This is a genomic window from Streptomyces sp. NPDC002206, from assembly GCF_053593595.1.
This window is the reverse complement of sequence record NZ_JBSFCW010000006.1, coordinates 149,486-166,050: the sequence shown is the minus strand read 5'-3', so window position 1 is coordinate 166,050 and position 16,565 is coordinate 149,486. Positions and strand designations below refer to the sequence as shown.

Below are 16,565 nucleotides of genomic sequence, written 5' to 3'. Positions count from 1 at the left end.
GTCGAGGACCGCTATGAGGTGGGGCCGGGGTAGGCCGGTGGTCAGCGGTCGAGCAGCGCCGTGAGGGTGCCCACCGGGTCCACGTCCGGCATGGCACGGGGCCACCAGTCGTCCTTGCCCCGGTCCGATTCATAGCCGTACCAGCGGCCGTCGTGGCCGAAGCGGAGCTGAATTGTGCCGCCGGGGTGCGTGAGGTGGTTGCGCCAGGGCTGGAAGCGGGGGAAGTCGGCGACCGCGAGGGCGGGGCGGGCCCGGTCGAAGGGGCCGGCCGGGGGGTCCCAGGGCGTTTCCAGGACCTCCAGGCCCGCGGCGCCTCCCTGGCGCCAGGCGGCGACGGCGCGGGCCAGGTCGGTGGTGGTACGGCCGGTGGCGAAAGCCAGTTCCCGGTAGAGGGCGCGGGTGGTGGCGGTGAGTCCGGCGGTGGGGCGGGCCGCAGCCAGCCGGACGGCGTCCTGCCAGGGCGTGAGCCCGGAGAGGGGGTCCTGGCCGGTGGTGAGGAGGGCATGCGCGCGGGCGGCCGCGTCCGTGGCCAGATGGTCGAGGGAGAGCGGGTCGCGGGCGCCGGGCAGCGGCGGGTACGAGGGTGGCTGGCCGGGTTGCGACGGTACCGGGAGCGGGGCGGGCAGCGGCGGGAGGAAGCGGTCGGCCAGGGCTTCGCGCGCCGGTACGGAGGGGGTGGTGGGGGCCGTGGGGCGTTCCCGGGCACCGTGCGCCGCGCTGCGCCGGCCCAGCTCCTCGACGAGTTCGCGCTCACCGCGGCCGCGCAGCAGCAGGAGGACGAACGGGTCGGTGTCCAGCAGGCGGGCCATCTGGTAGCAGAGGGCGGCGACGTGCTTGCACGGCCAGCCGTGGTCGGGACAGGAGCAGCTCGGGTCGAGGTCGTTCGCGGCGGGCAGCAGTCCGGTGCCCGCCTCGGCCGCCGTGTCGACGAGGGTGTGCGGCATCTCCTTGGCGAGCAGCGCGGTGAGATGATCGGGCCGGGCGGCGACGGCGTCGAGGAAGGTGTCCCAGCCGGTGTCGGTGAGGGGGCGCAGCCGCAGCTCGGCGCGGTACGGACGGGGGCGGCTGCCCTGGACGTAGGCGACGACGCGGCCGGGGGTGACGGTGATCGCGGCGACATGGCCGGTGTCCGCGTAGGCACGGCCGCGGGCGAGCCGGCCCTCGTCCATCGGCAGGGACTCCAGCGCCGCCACCCAGGACCGCCCCCACCAGGTGTCCGCGAACGGTTCGTCGCCGTGGGACGTGCGGGGCGGAACCGCCTCGAAGGTGCGCCGCAGATCGTCGGGGCCGGGGCGGGCCCTGACGTACGACGGGGACGAGGGCTGGGAGCGGGGGCTCATGACGGCCTCCGGAGCGCGACGAGATCGGCGAGGTCGCGGTCGCTGAGTTCGGTCAGCGCGGTCTCTCCGGTGCCGAGGACCGCGTCGGCCAGGGCCTGCTTGGCCGCCAGCATCTCGCCGATCCGGTCCTCGACGGTGCCTTCCGCGATCAGCCGGTGCACCTGGACGGGCTGTGTCTGCCCGATGCGGTACGCACGGTCCGTGGCCTGTTCCTCGACGGCCGGGTTCCACCAGCGGTCGTAGTGGATGACGTGGGCGGCGCGGGTGAGGTTCAGCCCGGTGCCGGCCGCCTTGAGGGAGAGCAGGAAGACGGGTACCTCGCCGGACTGGAAGCGGTCCACCATCCGTTCCCGCTCGGCCACCGGTGTACCGCCGTGCAGCAGCTGGGAGGGGACGGCGCGCGAGGCGAGGTGCGCGGAGAGGAGCCGGGCCATCGTCACGTACTGGGTGAAGATCAGCACGGAGCCGTCCTCGGCGAGGATCGTGTCGAGCAGCTCGTCGAGCAGGGCGAGCTTGCCGGAGCGGCCGATGAGGCGGGTCGGTTCCTCCTTCAGATACTGCGCCGGGTGGTTGCAGATCTGCTTGAGCGAGGCCAGCAGCTTCATGATCAGACCGCGGCGGGCGATGCCCTCCGAGGCTTCGATGAACGCCATGGTCTCGCGCACCGCCGCCTCGTAGAGCGTGGCCTGTTCGCGGGTGAGGAAGACCGGGTGGTCGGTCTCCGTCTTGGGCGGCAGCTCCGGGGCGATGCCCGGGTCGGACTTCTTTCGGCGCAGGAGGAACGGCCTGACCAGCCGGGAAAGACGCTCGACCGCGTCGTCGTTACCGAGTCCTGCCGCGGTGCCGGTGTTCTCGACGATCCGGGCGTGCCGTGCACGGAACGCCTTGAGCGGGCCGAGCAGTCCGGGGGTGGTCCAGTCGAGCAGGGCCCAGAGCTCGGAGAGGTTGTTCTCCACAGGGGTGCCGGTGAGCGCGATCCTGGCCGGTGCCGGGATGGTGCGCAGCGCCTTCGCCGTGGAGGAGTGCGGGTTCTTCACATGCTGCGCCTCGTCGGCCACGACAAGTCCCCAGCTGTGGGCGGCGAGTTGGGTCGCGCTGGAGCGCATCGTGCCGTACGTGGTGAGGACGAAGCCGCCGTCGGGGTCGTCGAGCGTGCGGCCGGTGCCGTGGAAGCGGCGCACGGGGACACCGGGGGCGAAGCGGTTGATCTCGCGGTGCCAGTTGCCGACGAGGGAGGCGGGGCAGATCACCAGGGTGGGTGCGGGGTGCGTGCGGTGCAGATGGAGGGCGATGACGGTGATGGTCTTGCCGAGTCCCATGTCGTCGGCGAGGCAGCCGCCGAGGCCCAGCGATGTCATGCGGTCCAGCCAGGCCAGGCCGCGCAGTTGGTAGTCGCGGAGCGTGGCGTCGAGCCCGGGCGGCGGTGCGACGGCCGTGTCATCGGCGAGGATGCGGGTACGGAGCTCGGCGAGGGCACCGGCCGGCACCGCCTCGACCTGCTCGCCGTCCACCTCCGCGCTGCCGGTCAGCGCGACGGCGAGGGCGTCCACCGGATCGAGCAGCCCGAGCTCCCGCTTGCGCGCCTTGCGTACGAGCGCGGGGTCGACGACGACCCACTGGTCCCGCAGGCGCACCACCGGCCGGTGGGCCTCCGCGAGGATGTCCATCTCCCGCTCGGTGAGCTGTTCGTCGCCGAGGGACAACTGCCAGTTGAAGGCGAAGAGCTGCTCGGCGTCGAAGAACGAGGTGCCGTCGGTGGCCGAGCCGGGTGCGGGCCGGACCACTGCGGCGGCGGTCAGCGAACGGACGAGTTCGCGCGGCCAGTGGACGCTCACCCCGGCCTGCGTCAGCCGCGCCCCGGCGTCGCTCAGCAGCTCGTACAGCTCGTCCTCGGTCAGGGCGAGCACATCGGGGACCGGCTGGTCCAGCAGCCGCTCCAACGGCGCCCAGACTCGGGCGGCACGGCGCAGCGCGAGCACGGCGTCGATCCTGGCCCGGGGGCCGAACGGCTCTCCTCCGCCGCCGTTCCACAGTGTGGCGGCGTCGATGACGTACGTCGGGTCGGCCAGGCTGTGCACCTGCGTGATCGCCGCGGCGGCGTGCCGGGCGGCGCCCGGCTGGACCTCCGCGGAGCTACCGGAGGCCTCGGGCCCGTCGGTACCGGCAGCGGTTCCGTCGGCCGCGTCCCCGGCGTCGGGGTTGCCGTAGGTGTCGGCCGTGTCGAAGAGCTCGTACGCCGACAGGTCGAGGCGGAGCGACACCCGTACCCCCGCGTCCAGACCGGCCGCGACCTCGACGGCCCAGTCGCGGGCCCGGGGCAGATGCTGGGCCTCGCGGGCCGCGAAGGGGGCACCCGTCGCGTACGCCGCGGCGGGCGTCCGGGGCAGGGTGTCGGCGACCGCGTCGACGAAGGCGCCGAGCAGCGACTCGGGGTCGGGGAGCCGGAGCGGTGTGCGGTCAGGGAGCGGGACGGCGTAGGCCTCGGGCGGCATGGCGGCGGCGACCGCCCGCAGATGGGCGATGTCCTCGGCGTCGCGCGGTCCGGCCCGCCAGGCGTCGTGGTCGTCGGCCGTCAGGCCGGGGACCAGCCTGCCGCGCGCCACCAGGTTGAGCGCATGGAGTGCGGCCGCGCCCCAGCAGCGCGCGGCCGGGTGGGCGGACTGCTGATGCCGGGCGCGAGCCAGCAGGGGCACGGCATCGGCGACGGGCAGCAGCACGGCGGGTACCGTCCGGCGGCGGACGTCGTCCTGCTGTCCGTGGCGTCGTACCACCGTGATCTCGGTGGTCTCGGCCGGAGTCTGTTCGTGGGCGCCGCCGATCGCCGGTAGCGGTCCGCCGTCCGGGTCCCAGAAGGCGACGCGTCCCTCTCTCGGCAGTGGGGCGGGCAGGAAGACGGCAGCACAACGCAGGAGGCGGGCAGTTGCCGCGTCCTGCGTCTGTTGCTGTACGTGTGGTGCCGAGGTCATCGCTCCCCTCCCGTCCCGCCCTTGATCGTCCGATCCTCTCGATCTCTCTGTCTCTGCGAGTCTAGGCGGGGGGTCCGACAACCGGTCTCGCGCCGGTATTCGCGCAGGTCAGTGCCTGGCCAGCGGCTTGGAGCGAGTGACCCGCGTGGGCCCGGAGGGGGTGGGTGCGGGCGTCACAGGCGGCGACTGCTGTGGCTGCTGCGACGGTTGTTGCTCGGGCTGTTGTTGCTGAGGCTGTGGCTGGAGCTGCGCTTGCTCCTGCGTCGATACGGGCTGCTGCGCCCGCTCCAGGAAGCGGAGCAGCTCCACCGGGAATGGCAGCACCAGCGTGGAGTTCTTCTCCGCAGCGACCGCGACCACGGTCTGCAGCAGTCGCAGTTGGAGCGCGGCCGGCTGGGAGGACATCTCCTTCGCCGCCTCGGCCAGCTTCTTCGATGCCTGGAGCTCCGCGTCCGCGTTGATGACACGCGCGCGCCGCTCCCGGTCGGCCTCGGCCTGACGCGCCATGGAGCGTTTCATCGTCTCCGGCAGCGATACGTCCTTGATCTCCACCCGGTCGATCTGGACGCCCCACCCCACGGCCGGACTGTCGATCATGAGCTCCAGCCCCTGGTTCAGCTTCTCCCGGTTGGACAGCAGATCGTCCAGGTCGCTCTTGCCGATGATCGAGCGCAAGGATGTCTGCGCCATCTGCGACACCGCGAACCGGTAGTCCTCGACCTCCACGACCGCGCTGGCCGCGTCGACCACCTTGAAGTAGATGACCGCGTCCACCCGCACCGTCACGTTGTCCCGCGTGATGCCGTCCTGTGCGGGCACCGGCATCGTCACGATCTGCATGTTGACCTTGTGCAGCCGCTCGATACCGGGAAGCACCATGGTGAATCCGGGTCCGCGCACATCGTTGCGCAGCCTGCCCAGCCTCAGCACGACGCCCCGTTCGTACTGCTTGACGACCTTCGCAGCCGCGGCCACATAGACCGCCCCCACGGACGCCGCCGTCACTACGGCGACCATCAGTTCTTGGACCATGACGGCCCCCTGCCAGCCGGACACATGCGGCTCTTGCCGCTATTACCACGTTATGCCCCATATGAACACCAGGCGAACATGGGTCCGATCCACGGTCACCCGGCAGGCCGCGCACCGGATGCCGGGGCGGCCGGGAGCGGGCAGCGTGACTAGCGGTACAGATGAGCCGGACGACACAGACGAGGACCCGCCCATGCCCGTGATCGATCACCGACGCCGCCGTTTCGGCATCGCCGCCGGGACCGCGCTCCTGACCTTCACCGTCGCGGGCTGCTCCGGCCTCGGCCGCACCGCGGTCGGGCCGGTCACCTACGTCACCGAGCGGGACGCCGTGATCATGGTGAACAGCCCCTCTGTGAAGGGCTGCCACCGGCTCGCTCCGGCGGGCGCCAAAGAAGTGCTGAACGGGACCCTGATCGACATCATCCTGTACCGCACGCCCGACTGCACGGGTCCGGGGACGACATATGTCGCCACGACGCTCGCCGACGTCAATCCGCCGAGCGCTCTCCCCTGGCGCAGCTTCAGCACGGTCCACTGACGGGCGCGGGGCGCACGCCCCGCCGAGTCCCTAAGCGCGCCGACGCACGAGCGCGATCAGCTGTGACGTACTGTCCTGCCGGTCGCGGGCGATCAGGACGACCAGCACAATGAGCAGCGCCGGCATGATCGCGTTCACCGGGTCGAGCAGCGTGAGCTGGACGATGGACGCTCCGGCCAGCAGCCCGACGAAGGCCATCGCCGCCACCCCGGACAGCAGGGGCACCAGCAGGGCGATGGCGCCCGCCATCTCCAGGGCTCCGACGAGGTACATCGCGCCATGGCTCCAGCCCATCCGGTCGAAGGACTCGATCGCGGACTCATGGGCGATCAGCTTGGCGAACGCGCTGAAGGCGAAGAACAGGGCGAGCACGACCCGTGCGACGGTGAGCGCGACCGCGCCCCGGCTGCGTGCCACGGTCGCCCCAGTGGTGGTGGTGTTCGTCGTGGTCTCGGACATCTGGGTCTCCTCGGGAAGCGTCGCGTGGTGTTGCGTACGCAAGGAAAGACCCCGCAGCGGTCCGGAACTCATCGCATCCCGGACGGCCGGTCTTCTCGGTTCCCGTCGCCCCGGCGACTACCTGGGCACAGCCCGTACCCACACCCCGTCATCCGTCAGACAGCGGTCGACGGCGAGTCCCGCCGCCTCCAGGTGTCCCTCGAACTGTTCCTTCGTCAGCTCCCGCGACAGGAAGGTCTGGGTCCATCGCGCATCGTCGAAGATGTACTCCGCGTGCACCGAGTTCACCCCGTCGCCGACGGGGTCCGCCGAGACGATCCGCACGGTGTATCCAGCCGGATCGACCCGCTCCCGCGGCAGATCGGTGTGGTAGTCGGCGCCCTCGCGCTGAAGGAGTACGACGCCGCCGTCCCTGACGTACCTCCGGCAGGTCCGCAGCATGGCGTCGCGCGCCTGGTGCTCGCTCGTGTGCACCAGGAACGACGCCAGCATCACCACGTCGAACGTCTCGTCGCCGAGCTCGAGCGACTCGATGGGGCTCCGCACCGTGCGCGCGCCCCGAATGTGTTCCAGCATCTGCGCCGACTCGTCCACGGCCGTGACCTCGAAGCCGCGTGCGACCAGCGGATGGGTCACCCGGCCCGCCCCGCAGCCGAGCTCCAGAATGCTCGCACCGGCGGGTACCGCCGCCTCGATCACGTCCGGTTCGGCCCCGACGGACAGCCGCGCGTACAGCTCGACCGCGCAGCCGTCCGGCGTGATCGAGCCGGGCCCGGTCCCCGAATATCCCTCACGCACCACTGATCCGCTCATGTACGGCCGAACGAACGGCCGTTGGGCACCGTTCCCGGTCCGGGCGGGGGCCGGGGAAAGACCCGTCAGCACACCGGATAGCGTTCCTGCGGCCACTCCACCGCCTGCTCGAACTCCAGACACAGGTCGTCGGCCAGCTCGGCGATCACTCCCCGCCCCTCCGTCAGCACCAGCCAGGACGGCGGGAGTTGCACGTCTGCGTGGCGGGCGCCGAGCAGATTTCCGCAGACCGAACCGGTGGAGTCGCTGTCGCCCGAGTGGTTGACCGAGAGCAGCAGCGCCCGAGCGACCTGGTCGGCGTCCGGCAGCACCAGGGCGCAGTACACAGCAATGGCGAGGGCCTCCTCGGCCACCCAGCCCGCGCCCAGTGACTCCACCTTCTCGGCGGTCGGCGCGCCCTGCGCGGCCAGGTCGACGGCCGCGCGCAGCGCCACCGTCGTCTCCTCGTGTCCCGGGTGGCGGGCCAGCAGCTCCAGGGCCCGGAGCACGGCGCCCGCCATCGAGTCGCCCTCCATCAGATGGGCGATGATCGCGGCGAACGCACCGGCCGCGTACGCACCGGTCAGGTGCCCGTGGGTGATCTGCGCGCACCGGTACGCCAGCCCGAAGCCGGTCTCCGCTCCCTCACCGATCAGGCCGAAGGGCGCGGACCGCATCACCGTGCCGCATCCCTTGGACCCGGTGTTGACCGGCCCGGGCCGGCCGAGCGGACCCGTGGGGTCGGGGATGTGCTCGGCGGCGAGACCGGTCAGGCAGGCGTTGCCGGGGGCACGGCGCGCGTACAGGAAGCGCTGCTGCCGCAGCCACCCGGTCCGTACGGGGTCGTCCCCGCCGCGGGCCGGTGGTGCGGGGTGGTTCTGGGTGTCGAGCCAGCGCAGATAGGCGTTGCGTACGAGGGCGGTCTCGGCGCCGCCGATGCCCTTCGACATCGCCCGGGAGTGCGCCCTGATCAATCCTTCGGCGGTGAACAAGGTCATCTGCGTGTCGTCGGTGATCCGGCCGACGGCCCCGTCCGCGTCCGCGACGAGCCCCCGGACGCCGTCTTCTCCGTACGCCCTGCGGATGCCGGCGAGCGAGAGGAACTCCACCGGGTTGCCCAGTGCGTCCCCGATCGCACCGCCCAGCAGCGACCCTCGGACCCGGGCCCTGCGGGCGGCGCTGTTCCGCCATGGTGTCCCGTTCACGGACGTTCCCCCACAATCTGTCTCGACGTGCTTCAAAACCGCAGTCGTGGGTCCATCCTGGTAGGAGAGGCGATCGCCATGCGTACCGGTAACGAACCGATGACTGCACGCAGCCCCTTGCGACTGCGGCTGTGCCTGAGTCTATGGGGCATGGCCTGGGCCGTTTTCGGCCTGACGGCCTTCTCCCTGGTCGACCGTCCGGGCTGGGCCGTGGCCTGCGGGCTGCTGCTTCTGCTGACACTGGTGGATCTTGTGGTGATCGTCCACCACATCCACCAGGGCCCGCACTACCAGCCGGGCCGCAACATCCCCCCGTACGAGCCGGACCACGGCGGACGCGGTCGGTACGGACACTGAAGCCACGGTGCGGTTCCGGCGCGTGTACGCATCGGTTCCGGCGCAGCTACCCGCGACGGGCCGAGGCCGTCAGGCGCCCGCGTCGAAGCGGGCCGCCCGCAGGTACTCCGGGTTCGGGTCGAGGGCGGCGGCCAGCCGGAAATGGCGAACGGCCGCCTCCGAGCGGCCGGAGCGCTGAAAGGTGCGGGCCAGCGCGAAGTGCGCGAACGCGTTGTCCGGTTCGCGCTCCAGAACGAGTTCGAATTCGAGTTCGGCAGGGCGTAGTTGGGCGGCAGCGAAGAAGGCGCGGGCCCGCAGCAGGCGGGCGGCCGTGTTCTCCGGATGGGCTGCGATCACCGAGTCCAGAAGCTTGACCGCACCCCGTGGATCGCGCGCGGCCAGCAGGCGTTCGGCCGCGCGGAAGTCGATGACGTGGGTTTCCGGGGTCCTCTCGGGCACGCTCGCATCCTTCCCTTCGCTTCCGGCTTTCCAACGTCCGGCCGGGTACCGGTATTCCGGTCCGGTGGTCAGCCGGTGGCCGCCCGCCGGGTCAGCTCCGCCCAGACCTTGCGGACCTGCGGCTCCAGCGCATCGAGCAGCCCGTCGTTGTCGATGATCAGATCGGCGACGGCGCGTCGCTGCTCGCGGGTGGCCTGCGCGGCCATCCGGGCGCGGGCCTCGGACTCCGTCATTCCGCGCAGCCGTACGAGCCGGTCGAGCTGGGTCTCCGGGGTGGCGTCCACGACCACGACCAGGTCATAGAGGGGGGCGAGGCCGTTCTCGGTGAGGAGGGGGACGTCATGGACGACGACGGAGTCGGGGCCTGCGGCACGCTCCAGCTCGGCGGAGCGGGCACCGACGAGCGGGTGGACGATCGCATTGAGGGTGGCGAGCCGGTCGGCGTCCGAGAAGACGATCGAGCCGAGCTTCGGCCGGTCCAGGGTGCCGTCGGCGGTGAGGATGCCTGCGCCGAACGCGTCGACGACGGCCGCGAGTCCGGGGGTCCCGGGCTCGACGACCTCGCGCGCGATGCTGTCGGCGTCGATCAGCACAGCCCCGTACGAGACCAGCAGCCGTGACACTTCGCTCTTGCCGGCGCCGATGCCGCCGGTCAGGCCCACTTTCAGCATGGTCGGCAGCCTAGTGTGCGACCCCCGGCCGGTCATGGCCCGGTCATGGCGCACCCGCCGGCCGGTCGCGGCATCGCACGCGCCGATCCGTCAGGCGTCGCCCTCCCGCTCGGCGAGGAACCGCTCGAATTCGAGGCCGATCTCGTCGGCGGACGGCAGGTCGACCGATTCCGCGACCAGGTTGCCGCGCGTCTCGGAGCCCGCGATCGCGTCGTACTGGTGCTCGAGCCCCTCGACGAGCGAGACGAGCTCCTCGTCGCCCTGGTCGATCTGGCGGTCGATCTCGGTCTGTGTGCGGTGTGCCTCAGTGCGCAGCGAGTGGGCGATGCTCGGCAGGACCAGTCCGGTCGCGGCCGTGATCGCCTCCAGCGCGGTGAGCGCGGCGTCCGGGTAGGCGGAGCGTGCGACGTAGTGCGGCACATGGGTGGCGACACCGAGGACATCATGTCCGGCCTGCATCAGCCGGTACTCCACCAGTGCCTCGGCGGAGCCGGGGACCTGCGCCTCGTCGAACGGGCTGCGGTGGCCCGGCATCAGGTCCGTGCGGTTGCCGTGCGGGGTGATGCCGACCGGGCGGGTGTGCGGGACGCCCATCGGGATGCCGTGGAAGTTGACGGAGAGGCGGACGCCCAGCCGCTCGACGATCTGCTCGACGGCTGCGGCGAACCTCTCCCACTCCACGTCCGGCTCGGGCCCGGACAGCAGCAGGAAGGGCGCCCCGGTGGCGTCCTGGACCACCCGGACATCCAGCGTCGGGGTCTCGTACCCCGACCAGCGGTCGCGCTTGAACGTCAGCAGCGGGCGCCGCGCGCGGTAGTCGACGAGCCTGTCGTGGTCGAAGCGGGCCACCACCTGGTGCGGCAGCGATTCGAGCAGACCGTCCACGATCTGCTCGCCCGTCTCACCCGCGTCGATGTATCCCTCGAAGTGGTAGAGCATGACCAGGCCGGCCGACTCCTGGGCGAGCGCCATGTCGACGACGGCCAGGCCCTTCGGCTCCCATTCGTACAAACTCTGCGGATCAGGCACGGTTACCGCTCCTCCTCGTATTCCTAGGGAAGAACGTCCGAAAGGGCACGGGCATTCCCTGCACGTGCCCTTTCACAGGGTGTTTACGCCAGGACGCGCGTGTGCAGTGCGGTGACCGCCTTCCGTGCGGAACTGAAGGCGCCGTGCTGCCAGGCGTCGGCGTAGCTCAGGTAGTCACCGGCGAAGTAGACGCGTCCGGCGGCCTGGTTGAGCGGCGCGAAGACGGGGGCGTCGGGGCCACCGGCCAGCGAGTGCCAGGCGGCCTCCAGGTGCGGAGTCTGGCGCCAGTGGTGGGAGAAGGACGAGGCAAGTTCCGTGCGGTACTTCTCGCCGTGGATCTTCACGCCCTGGGCGACGGCACGCACCTCCCGCTCGCTCGGGGTGAGTGCGGCGTACGCGTCGGCCTGCGCACCGTAGTTGTAGTACCCGATGAGAGTGCCGCGCGCGCCGTTGTGACCGTACGACGGGTACCAGATGTGCGACAGATCCATGTCGGTCTCGGTGATGCCGCCATAGATCCGGTGGTCGGTCTCCCACCAGCGGCTGCGGTACTCCAGGCCGATCTTGCCGGCCGAGGACGGCTTGCAGGCCTCCAGCGCGGTCTGTACGGCGGGGCCGAGGTTGTGGGCGGTCTTGGCGAGGATGTTGGGCGGCAGGGCGGCGATGCAGTAGTCCGCGTCGATGGTGCGGGTGTGTCCGCCCTGGGTGTACGTGACGGTGACGCCGTGAGCCGTGTCGGTGATTTTGCTGACGGCGGCTCCGGTGCGGATCCTGCGCTCACCTATCGCCCGGGTGAGGGCTGCGGGTATCCGGTCCATGCCGCCGATCGGCTGGAACATCAGCATGGCCTGGTCGTACTCGAACTCGAAGGAGAAGTAGCGTCCGACGCCGCTCGCGAAGACCTCGGAGGCGGACGGTACGGAGCCGAGTTCCTCGCCGGGGGTTCCGGCGGCAGCGGGGTCGACGCGGTATCCGCGCCGGGCGCTGCCGGTGTAGTCGAGCGTGTCGCCGATGTCTCCGAAGTCCTTGAGGAATTCCAGGAGTCGCTCCTGATCGTCCACGGTGATCTGCCGGTCGAGGGCGCCCTTGTCGGTGGCCTTGGCGAGGAGTTCGGCCACATAGCCGTACACATCGGCCTTGGCGGTGCGGTAGCGGACCGGCGCCTTCATACCGGCCTTCTCGTTGAAGATATAGGCGTTGGCGTTCACATTGGTGAACACCTCGATGGGGACGCCGAGTTCGCGACAGTAGTCGAGGGTGACCATCCATTGCGGAATCCGGGCGGGTCCCGCGTTCATGTACTGCCCGTCGCCGAAGCGGGCGGTCTGCCGGTTTCCATAGGTGTCGGTGGTGGAATCGCCGCCGCGCACAGTGAAGTTGCGCCCGCCGGTACGGCTCCGCGCCTCCAGGACCGTACAGTCGTAGCCGGCCTTGCCCAGCTCGTACGCGGCGGCGAGTCCGGCGATGCCGCCGCCGACGACGACGATCTTGGCCGCCCCCTTCCCCTTCAGCGTGAAGTCGCCCCTGCTCGGGGCATGGAAGGCGGATTCGCGTTGTGCGGCCTGGGCAGTGGGGGCGAGGCCGAGGGCACCCATGGTCGCGAACATTGCGCCCGCCCCACCGGTGATCCCGACCTGGCGCAGAAAGCTGCGGCGGCTCGCGCCCGTCGCCACGGGCGAGTTGTTCGAAGTGTGCGTCATGTCCCGGCTCCCGTTCAGATCTTGACGTTGCCGGGATCCTGACAAGCGCGTGTTACGGCCCGTCAGTTACTCGTGTATCCCGCACGTTTCTCTCTGTTCACCGCGCGACGGCAGCCGGCGAACAATGGTCCAGACCTTGACAGGAACACGTCCCATCCCTACCGTCATTGGGCAGCACGTTCAGACATGCGCCCCATATTCATGTACGAGAACGTCTCGCACTCTTTCGACGGGAAGGCACCCCCATGCGCACCCGCACGCCGCTCCCCGCCCTGCTGGCCACGGCGCTCGTCACCGGAGGCCTGACTCTCGCCTCCGCCACCGCCGCCGGCGCTGCCACGGTCATCGACGTGAGCACCGCGCCCAGCTCAAGACAGCCCTGGCCGCAGCGGTCCCCGGCGACACGATCCGGCTCGCCGACGGCACGTACACCGGCAACTTCAAGGCGGCCGTCCCCGGCACCGCCTCCGCCCGGATCACCCTCACCGGTTCGGCCGGGGCGGTCCTCACCGCAGGCGGCGGCTACGGGCTCCACCTCAACGGTGCCTCCTACTGGACCGTCCAGGGCGTCACCGGCGGCCAGAAGGGCATCATGGCCGACGCCGCCAACGGCGTCGTCATCGACTCGGTGACCGTGCACGACCTGGACATGGAGGGTGTGCACTTCCGTAAGTCCAGCGCGAACGGCGTCATCAAGAACTCGCGGATCTACGACACCGGGCACGGCGGCCGCGGCATGGGCGAGGGCATCTACGTCGGCACGGCCGGTGATCTCACCGACCGGAGCGACCAGGTGCAGATCCTGAACAACACGATCGGGCCGGGCGTCGGCGGCGAGAACGTCGACATCAAGGAAGGCACCACCGGAGCGAAGATCATCGGCAACACCTTCGACGGCAGCGGACTGACCGGCGCCAACTACGACGACTCCTGGGTCGACGTGAAGGGCAATGACGTCCTGGTCGAGGGCAACACGGGCTCCCGTACGACCAACAACGGCTACGAGACCCACACCCAGCAGAGCGGCTGGGGCTGCGGCACCGTGTTCCGCGACAACACCTCGGACCTGTCCGGCTCCACGGGCGACAAGCGGATCGCCTTCAACGTCACCCACTACAGCGCGAGCTGCCCGACCACCGTCTACAACAGCAACACGGTCACCGGCGGCAACGGCCTGACCAACATCACGGTCACGCCTTAACCCCGGCCGCGGAAACGAATGAGGCCCGCTCCCCGAAGGGAGCGAGCCTCACTTGTCAGCTACTGCAGTCGATGACCGACCGGAGGGTCAGAGCGTCAGCTCTGGCCGCCCGCCAGCTTCTCGCGCAGGGCAGCCAGGGCCTCGTCCGACGCCAGGGCGCCGGAGGTGTCCGCGGACTCCGAGGAGTACGAGCCGCCGCCACCGGTGCCACCGGTAGCAGCCGGGGTACCGCCGGCCGGGGCAGCAGCGCCCTCGGCCGCAGCGGCCTCGTCGGCCTCGCGGGACTTGATGACCTGGGCCTGGTGCTGCTCGAAGCGCTGCTGCGCCTCGGCGTACTGCGTCTCCCACGCCTCGCGCTGGGTCTCGTAGCCCTCGAGCCAGTCGTTGGTCTCGGGGTCGAAGCCCTCGGGGTAGATGTAGTTGCCCTGGTCGTCGTAGGACGCGGCCATGCCGTACAGGGTCGGGTCGAACTCGACCGACGCCGGGTCGGCACCGAAGGACTCGTTGGCCTGCTTCAGCGAGAGGCTGATGCGACGACGCTCGAGGTCGATGTCGATGACCTTGACGAAGATCTCGTCGTTGACCTGGACGACCTGCTCCGGGATCTCCACGTGGCGCTCGGCCAGCTCGGAGATGTGGACCAGACCCTCGATGCCCTCGTCGACGCGCACGAACGCACCGAACGGAACGAGCTTCGTGACCTTACCGGGAACGACCTGCCCGATCTGGTGCGTACGGGCGAACTGCTGCCACGGGTCTTCCTGCGTCGCCTTGAGCGACAGCGAGACGCGCTCGCGGTCCATGTCGACGTCGAGAACCTCGACGGTGACTTCCTGGCCGACCTCGACAACCTCGGAGGGGTGGTCGATGTGCTTCCAGGAGAGCTCGGAGACGTGCACGAGACCGTCGACGCCACCGAGGTCCACGAACGCACCGAAGTTGACGATCGAGGAGACGACGCCGGAGCGGACCTGGCCCTTCTGCAGGGTCGTGAGGAAGGTCTGACGGACCTCGCTCTGGGTCTGCTCGAGCCAGGCACGGCGGGACAGGACCACGTTGTTGCGGTTCTTGTCCAGCTCGATGATCTTCGCCTCGAGCTCCTTGCCCACGTAGGGCTGAAGGTCGCGGACACGACGCATCTCGACGAGCGACGCCGGGAGGAAGCCGCGGAGGCCGATGTCGAGGATGAGACCACCCTTGACGACCTCGATGACGGTACCGGTGACGATGCCGTCTTCTTCCTTGATCTTCTCGATGGTGCCCCAGGCACGCTCGTACTGAGCGCGCTTCTTCGAGAGGATCAGGCGGCCTTCCTTGTCCTCCTTCTGGAGAACCAGGGCCTCGATCTCGTCGCCGACCTTGACGACCTCGTTCGGGTCGACGTCGTGCTTGATCGAGAGCTCGCGGCTCGGGATGACGCCTTCGGTCTTGTAACCGATGTCGAGGAGAACCTCGTCCCGGTCAACCTTGACGATGACACCGTCAACGATGTCGCCGTCGTTGAAGTACTTGATCGTCTCGTCGATCGCCGCGAGGAACGCGTCCGCGTCGCCGATGTCGTTGACCGCAACCTGCGGAGTGGTGGCGGTGGTCTCGGTGCTGCTCGTCATGTGGGAAAGGGCTCCGGTACGGACAGTGAGTCGTAGGTACTGCTACGCCGAGAGCCCGTATCGCCTCTGCAGAAGCCGGACAGCCTGGGAAACGCCCGACCCGCGAGCGGGAGGCGCCTCGTGAACCGAGGGGACATACAACAGACGCAAGCGCGGCCTGCTAGGTCTGAGGCGCGCAGGCTCGCAGCGCAACTTGTAGCATACGGGGGCAGCCGGGCAGGGTCAATGCGCGAAGGCGCACACCCGGGGCATAAAGGCCCAAATCCGACACAATTCTTGTTCTCCGAGGCCACATCGGCCCCGGCCGTGTTGCGTGAGTACGGTTCCGTACTCACAAGTACCCCCAAGGTACGTACCGCGTGCAACGGGGTGAAGGCAAACTACAACGACGGACACGATGAGCCAAGAGATCTACACCGCCGAACCCGAAGCGACACGCCGCAGCGCCGGGAAAGCGGAGAGCAGCCGGGCCAGTCGCGGCTGGTGGGACCGGCACGCCGACGAGTACCAGAGCGACCACGGCGCGTTCCTCGGCGACGACCGTTTCGTCTGGGGTCCGGAGGGTCTCGACGAGGCCGACGCCGGTCTGCTCGGCCCCGCCGAGTCGCTGAGCGGCCAGGCCGTCCTGGAGATCGGCGCGGGCGCGGCGCAGTGCTCGCGCTGGCTGGCGGCCCGCGGGGCCCGCCCTGTCGCCCTCGACCTCTCCCACCGCCAGCTCCAGCACGCACTGCGGATCGGCGGCGGGGTGCCGCTCGTGGAGGCGGATGCCGGGATGCTGCCGTTCCGGGACGGCTCCTTCGACCTGGCCTGCTCCGCCTACGGTGCGGTGCCGTTCGTCGCCGACCCGGTCCAGGTCTTCCGCGAGGTGCACCGGGTGCTGCGCCCGGGGGGCCGCTGGGTCTTCTCGGTGACGCACCCGATCCGCTGGGCGTTCCCCGACGAGCCGGGCCCCGAGGGCCTGTCGGTCGCCGCCTCGTACTTCGACCGCACTCCGTACGTCGAACAGGACGAGCAGGGCAACGCCGTGTACGTCGAGCACCACCGGACGGTGGGCGACCGGGTGCGGGACGTGGTGGCCGGCGGGTTCCGGCTGGTCGACCTGGTCGAGCCGGAGTGGCCGGCCTGGAACGACCAGGAGTGGGGCGGCTGGTCCCCGCTGCGCGGAAACCTGATCCCGGGCACGGCAATCTTCGTCTGCGTACGCGACTGAGCACTCCTGCCGCA

Annotated in this window: 14 protein-coding genes and 1 pseudogene; 4 read left to right on the top strand and 11 right to left on the bottom strand. The window is 70.2% G+C overall.

Translation table 11 applies throughout. The features are described from left to right. Positions 1–41: 41 nt before the first annotated feature. From ACWCP8_RS14690 to ACWCP8_RS14680, 3 genes are all read right to left on the bottom strand, one after another. Positions 42–1,340, bottom strand: a complete 1,299-nt coding sequence (locus ACWCP8_RS14690; RefSeq protein WP_451116212.1) for an SWIM zinc finger family protein — start codon at positions 1,338–1,340, stop codon at positions 42–44. Beyond that, positions 1,337–4,306: a DEAD/DEAH box helicase gene (locus ACWCP8_RS14685; protein WP_451116210.1), complete on the bottom strand. Its 2,970-nt coding sequence runs from the start codon at positions 4,304–4,306 to the stop codon at positions 1,337–1,339. Before ACWCP8_RS14685 ends, ACWCP8_RS14690 begins: the two co-directional genes overlap by 4 nt. A 108-nt stretch (positions 4,307–4,414) precedes the next feature. Continuing rightward, the gene (locus ACWCP8_RS14680; protein ID WP_352264473.1) at positions 4,415–5,338 is read right to left on the bottom strand and encodes a slipin family protein; all 924 of its coding nucleotides are present in this window, start codon (positions 5,336–5,338) and stop codon (positions 4,415–4,417) included. A 193-nt stretch (positions 5,339–5,531) separates the two neighbouring features. Here ACWCP8_RS14680 and ACWCP8_RS14675 point away from each other — a divergent pair, with 193 nt between their 5' ends. Next, the gene (locus ACWCP8_RS14675; RefSeq protein ID WP_352264471.1) at positions 5,532–5,879 is read left to right on the top strand and encodes a hypothetical protein; all 348 of its coding nucleotides are present in this window, start codon (positions 5,532–5,534) and stop codon (positions 5,877–5,879) included. 30 nt (positions 5,880–5,909) lie between these two features. On the opposite strand, the gene ACWCP8_RS14670 is transcribed toward ACWCP8_RS14675, so the two are convergent. From ACWCP8_RS14670 to ACWCP8_RS14660, 3 genes are all read right to left on the bottom strand, one after another. Further along, positions 5,910–6,338, bottom strand: a complete 429-nt coding sequence (locus ACWCP8_RS14670) for a DoxX family protein (RefSeq protein WP_451116207.1) — start codon at positions 6,336–6,338, stop codon at positions 5,910–5,912. Positions 6,339–6,455: 117 nt separating this feature from the next. Next, positions 6,456–7,151 carry a class I SAM-dependent methyltransferase gene (locus tag ACWCP8_RS14665; protein ID WP_451116205.1) on the bottom strand — a complete coding sequence of 232 codons (696 nt, stop codon included), beginning with the start codon at positions 7,149–7,151 and terminating at the stop codon, positions 6,456–6,458. A gap of 65 nt (positions 7,152–7,216) precedes the next feature. After that, positions 7,217–8,335 (bottom strand): ADP-ribosylglycohydrolase family protein, encoded by a 1,119-nt coding sequence (locus ACWCP8_RS14660; protein ID WP_352264466.1) that lies wholly within the window; start codon positions 8,333–8,335, stop codon positions 7,217–7,219. 54 nt (positions 8,336–8,389) lie between these two features. Between ACWCP8_RS14660 and ACWCP8_RS14655 the strand changes: the two genes are divergently transcribed. Then, entirely contained in the window at positions 8,390–8,692 is a 303-nt protein-coding gene (locus ACWCP8_RS14655; RefSeq protein WP_382831768.1) for a DUF6343 family protein, read from the top strand. 69 nt (positions 8,693–8,761) lie between these two features. Here ACWCP8_RS14655 and ACWCP8_RS14650 read toward each other — a convergent pair whose 3' ends face one another. The 4 genes from ACWCP8_RS14650 to ACWCP8_RS14635 form a co-directional block, all read right to left on the bottom strand. Beyond that, on the bottom strand, positions 8,762–9,130 hold the full coding sequence (locus ACWCP8_RS14650; protein WP_267005728.1) for a tetratricopeptide repeat protein: 369 nt from the start codon (positions 9,128–9,130) through the stop codon (positions 8,762–8,764). A gap of 68 nt (positions 9,131–9,198) precedes the next feature. Beyond that, a complete protein-coding gene (coaE, locus tag ACWCP8_RS14645; RefSeq protein WP_352264462.1) occupies positions 9,199–9,801 on the bottom strand; it encodes a dephospho-CoA kinase in 603 nt (200 codons plus the stop codon). A gap of 90 nt (positions 9,802–9,891) precedes the next feature. Then, positions 9,892–10,830, bottom strand: a complete 939-nt coding sequence (locus ACWCP8_RS14640) for a PAC2 family protein (protein ID WP_267005726.1) — start codon at positions 10,828–10,830, stop codon at positions 9,892–9,894. Positions 10,831–10,913: 83 nt separating this feature from the next. After that, complete coding sequence (locus tag ACWCP8_RS14635) at positions 10,914–12,437, bottom strand: flavin monoamine oxidase family protein (protein WP_451116361.1); 1,524 nt, start codon at positions 12,435–12,437, stop codon at positions 10,914–10,916. 338 nt (positions 12,438–12,775) lie between these two features. On the opposite strand from ACWCP8_RS14635, the pseudogene ACWCP8_RS14630 reads away from it, so the two are divergent. Next, a pseudogene (locus ACWCP8_RS14630) lies at positions 12,776–13,731 on the top strand (right-handed parallel beta-helix repeat-containing protein). Positions 13,732–13,826: 95 nt separating this feature from the next. Here ACWCP8_RS14630 and rpsA read toward each other — a convergent pair. Continuing rightward, the gene (rpsA, locus tag ACWCP8_RS14625) at positions 13,827–15,341 is read right to left on the bottom strand and encodes a 30S ribosomal protein S1 (protein WP_352264460.1); all 1,515 of its coding nucleotides are present in this window, start codon (positions 15,339–15,341) and stop codon (positions 13,827–13,829) included. Positions 15,342–15,738: 397 nt separating this feature from the next. Here rpsA and ACWCP8_RS14620 point away from each other — a divergent pair, with 397 nt between their 5' ends. Next, positions 15,739–16,551, top strand: coding sequence for a class I SAM-dependent methyltransferase (locus ACWCP8_RS14620; RefSeq protein ID WP_352264458.1), 813 nt, complete (start codon positions 15,739–15,741; stop codon positions 16,549–16,551). The last annotated feature ends 14 nt before the right edge of the window (positions 16,552–16,565 follow it).

Coding starts and splice junctions, on each gene's coding strand:
- ACWCP8_RS14690 (WP_451116212.1), bottom strand. CDS start 1,340: ATGAGCCCCCGCTCCCAGCCCTCGTCCCCGTCGTACGTCAGGGCCCGC.
- ACWCP8_RS14685 (WP_451116210.1), bottom strand. CDS start 4,306: ATGACCTCGGCACCACACGTACAGCAACAGACGCAGGACGCGGCAACT.
- ACWCP8_RS14680 (WP_352264473.1), bottom strand. CDS start 5,338: ATGGTCCAAGAACTGATGGTCGCCGTAGTGACGGCGGCGTCCGTGGGG.
- ACWCP8_RS14675 (WP_352264471.1), top strand. CDS start 5,532: ATGCCCGTGATCGATCACCGACGCCGCCGTTTCGGCATCGCCGCCGGG.
- ACWCP8_RS14670 (WP_451116207.1), bottom strand. CDS start 6,338: ATGTCCGAGACCACGACGAACACCACCACCACTGGGGCGACCGTGGCA.
- ACWCP8_RS14665 (WP_451116205.1), bottom strand. CDS start 7,151: ATGAGCGGATCAGTGGTGCGTGAGGGATATTCGGGGACCGGGCCCGGC.
- coaE (WP_352264462.1), bottom strand. CDS start 9,801: ATGCTGAAAGTGGGCCTGACCGGCGGCATCGGCGCCGGCAAGAGCGAA.
- ACWCP8_RS14635 (WP_451116361.1), bottom strand. CDS start 12,437: ATGTTCGCGACCATGGGTGCCCTCGGCCTCGCCCCCACTGCCCAGGCC.
- rpsA (WP_352264460.1), bottom strand. CDS start 15,341: ATGACGAGCAGCACCGAGACCACCGCCACCACTCCGCAGGTTGCGGTC.
- ACWCP8_RS14620 (WP_352264458.1), top strand. CDS start 15,739: ATGAGCCAAGAGATCTACACCGCCGAACCCGAAGCGACACGCCGCAGC.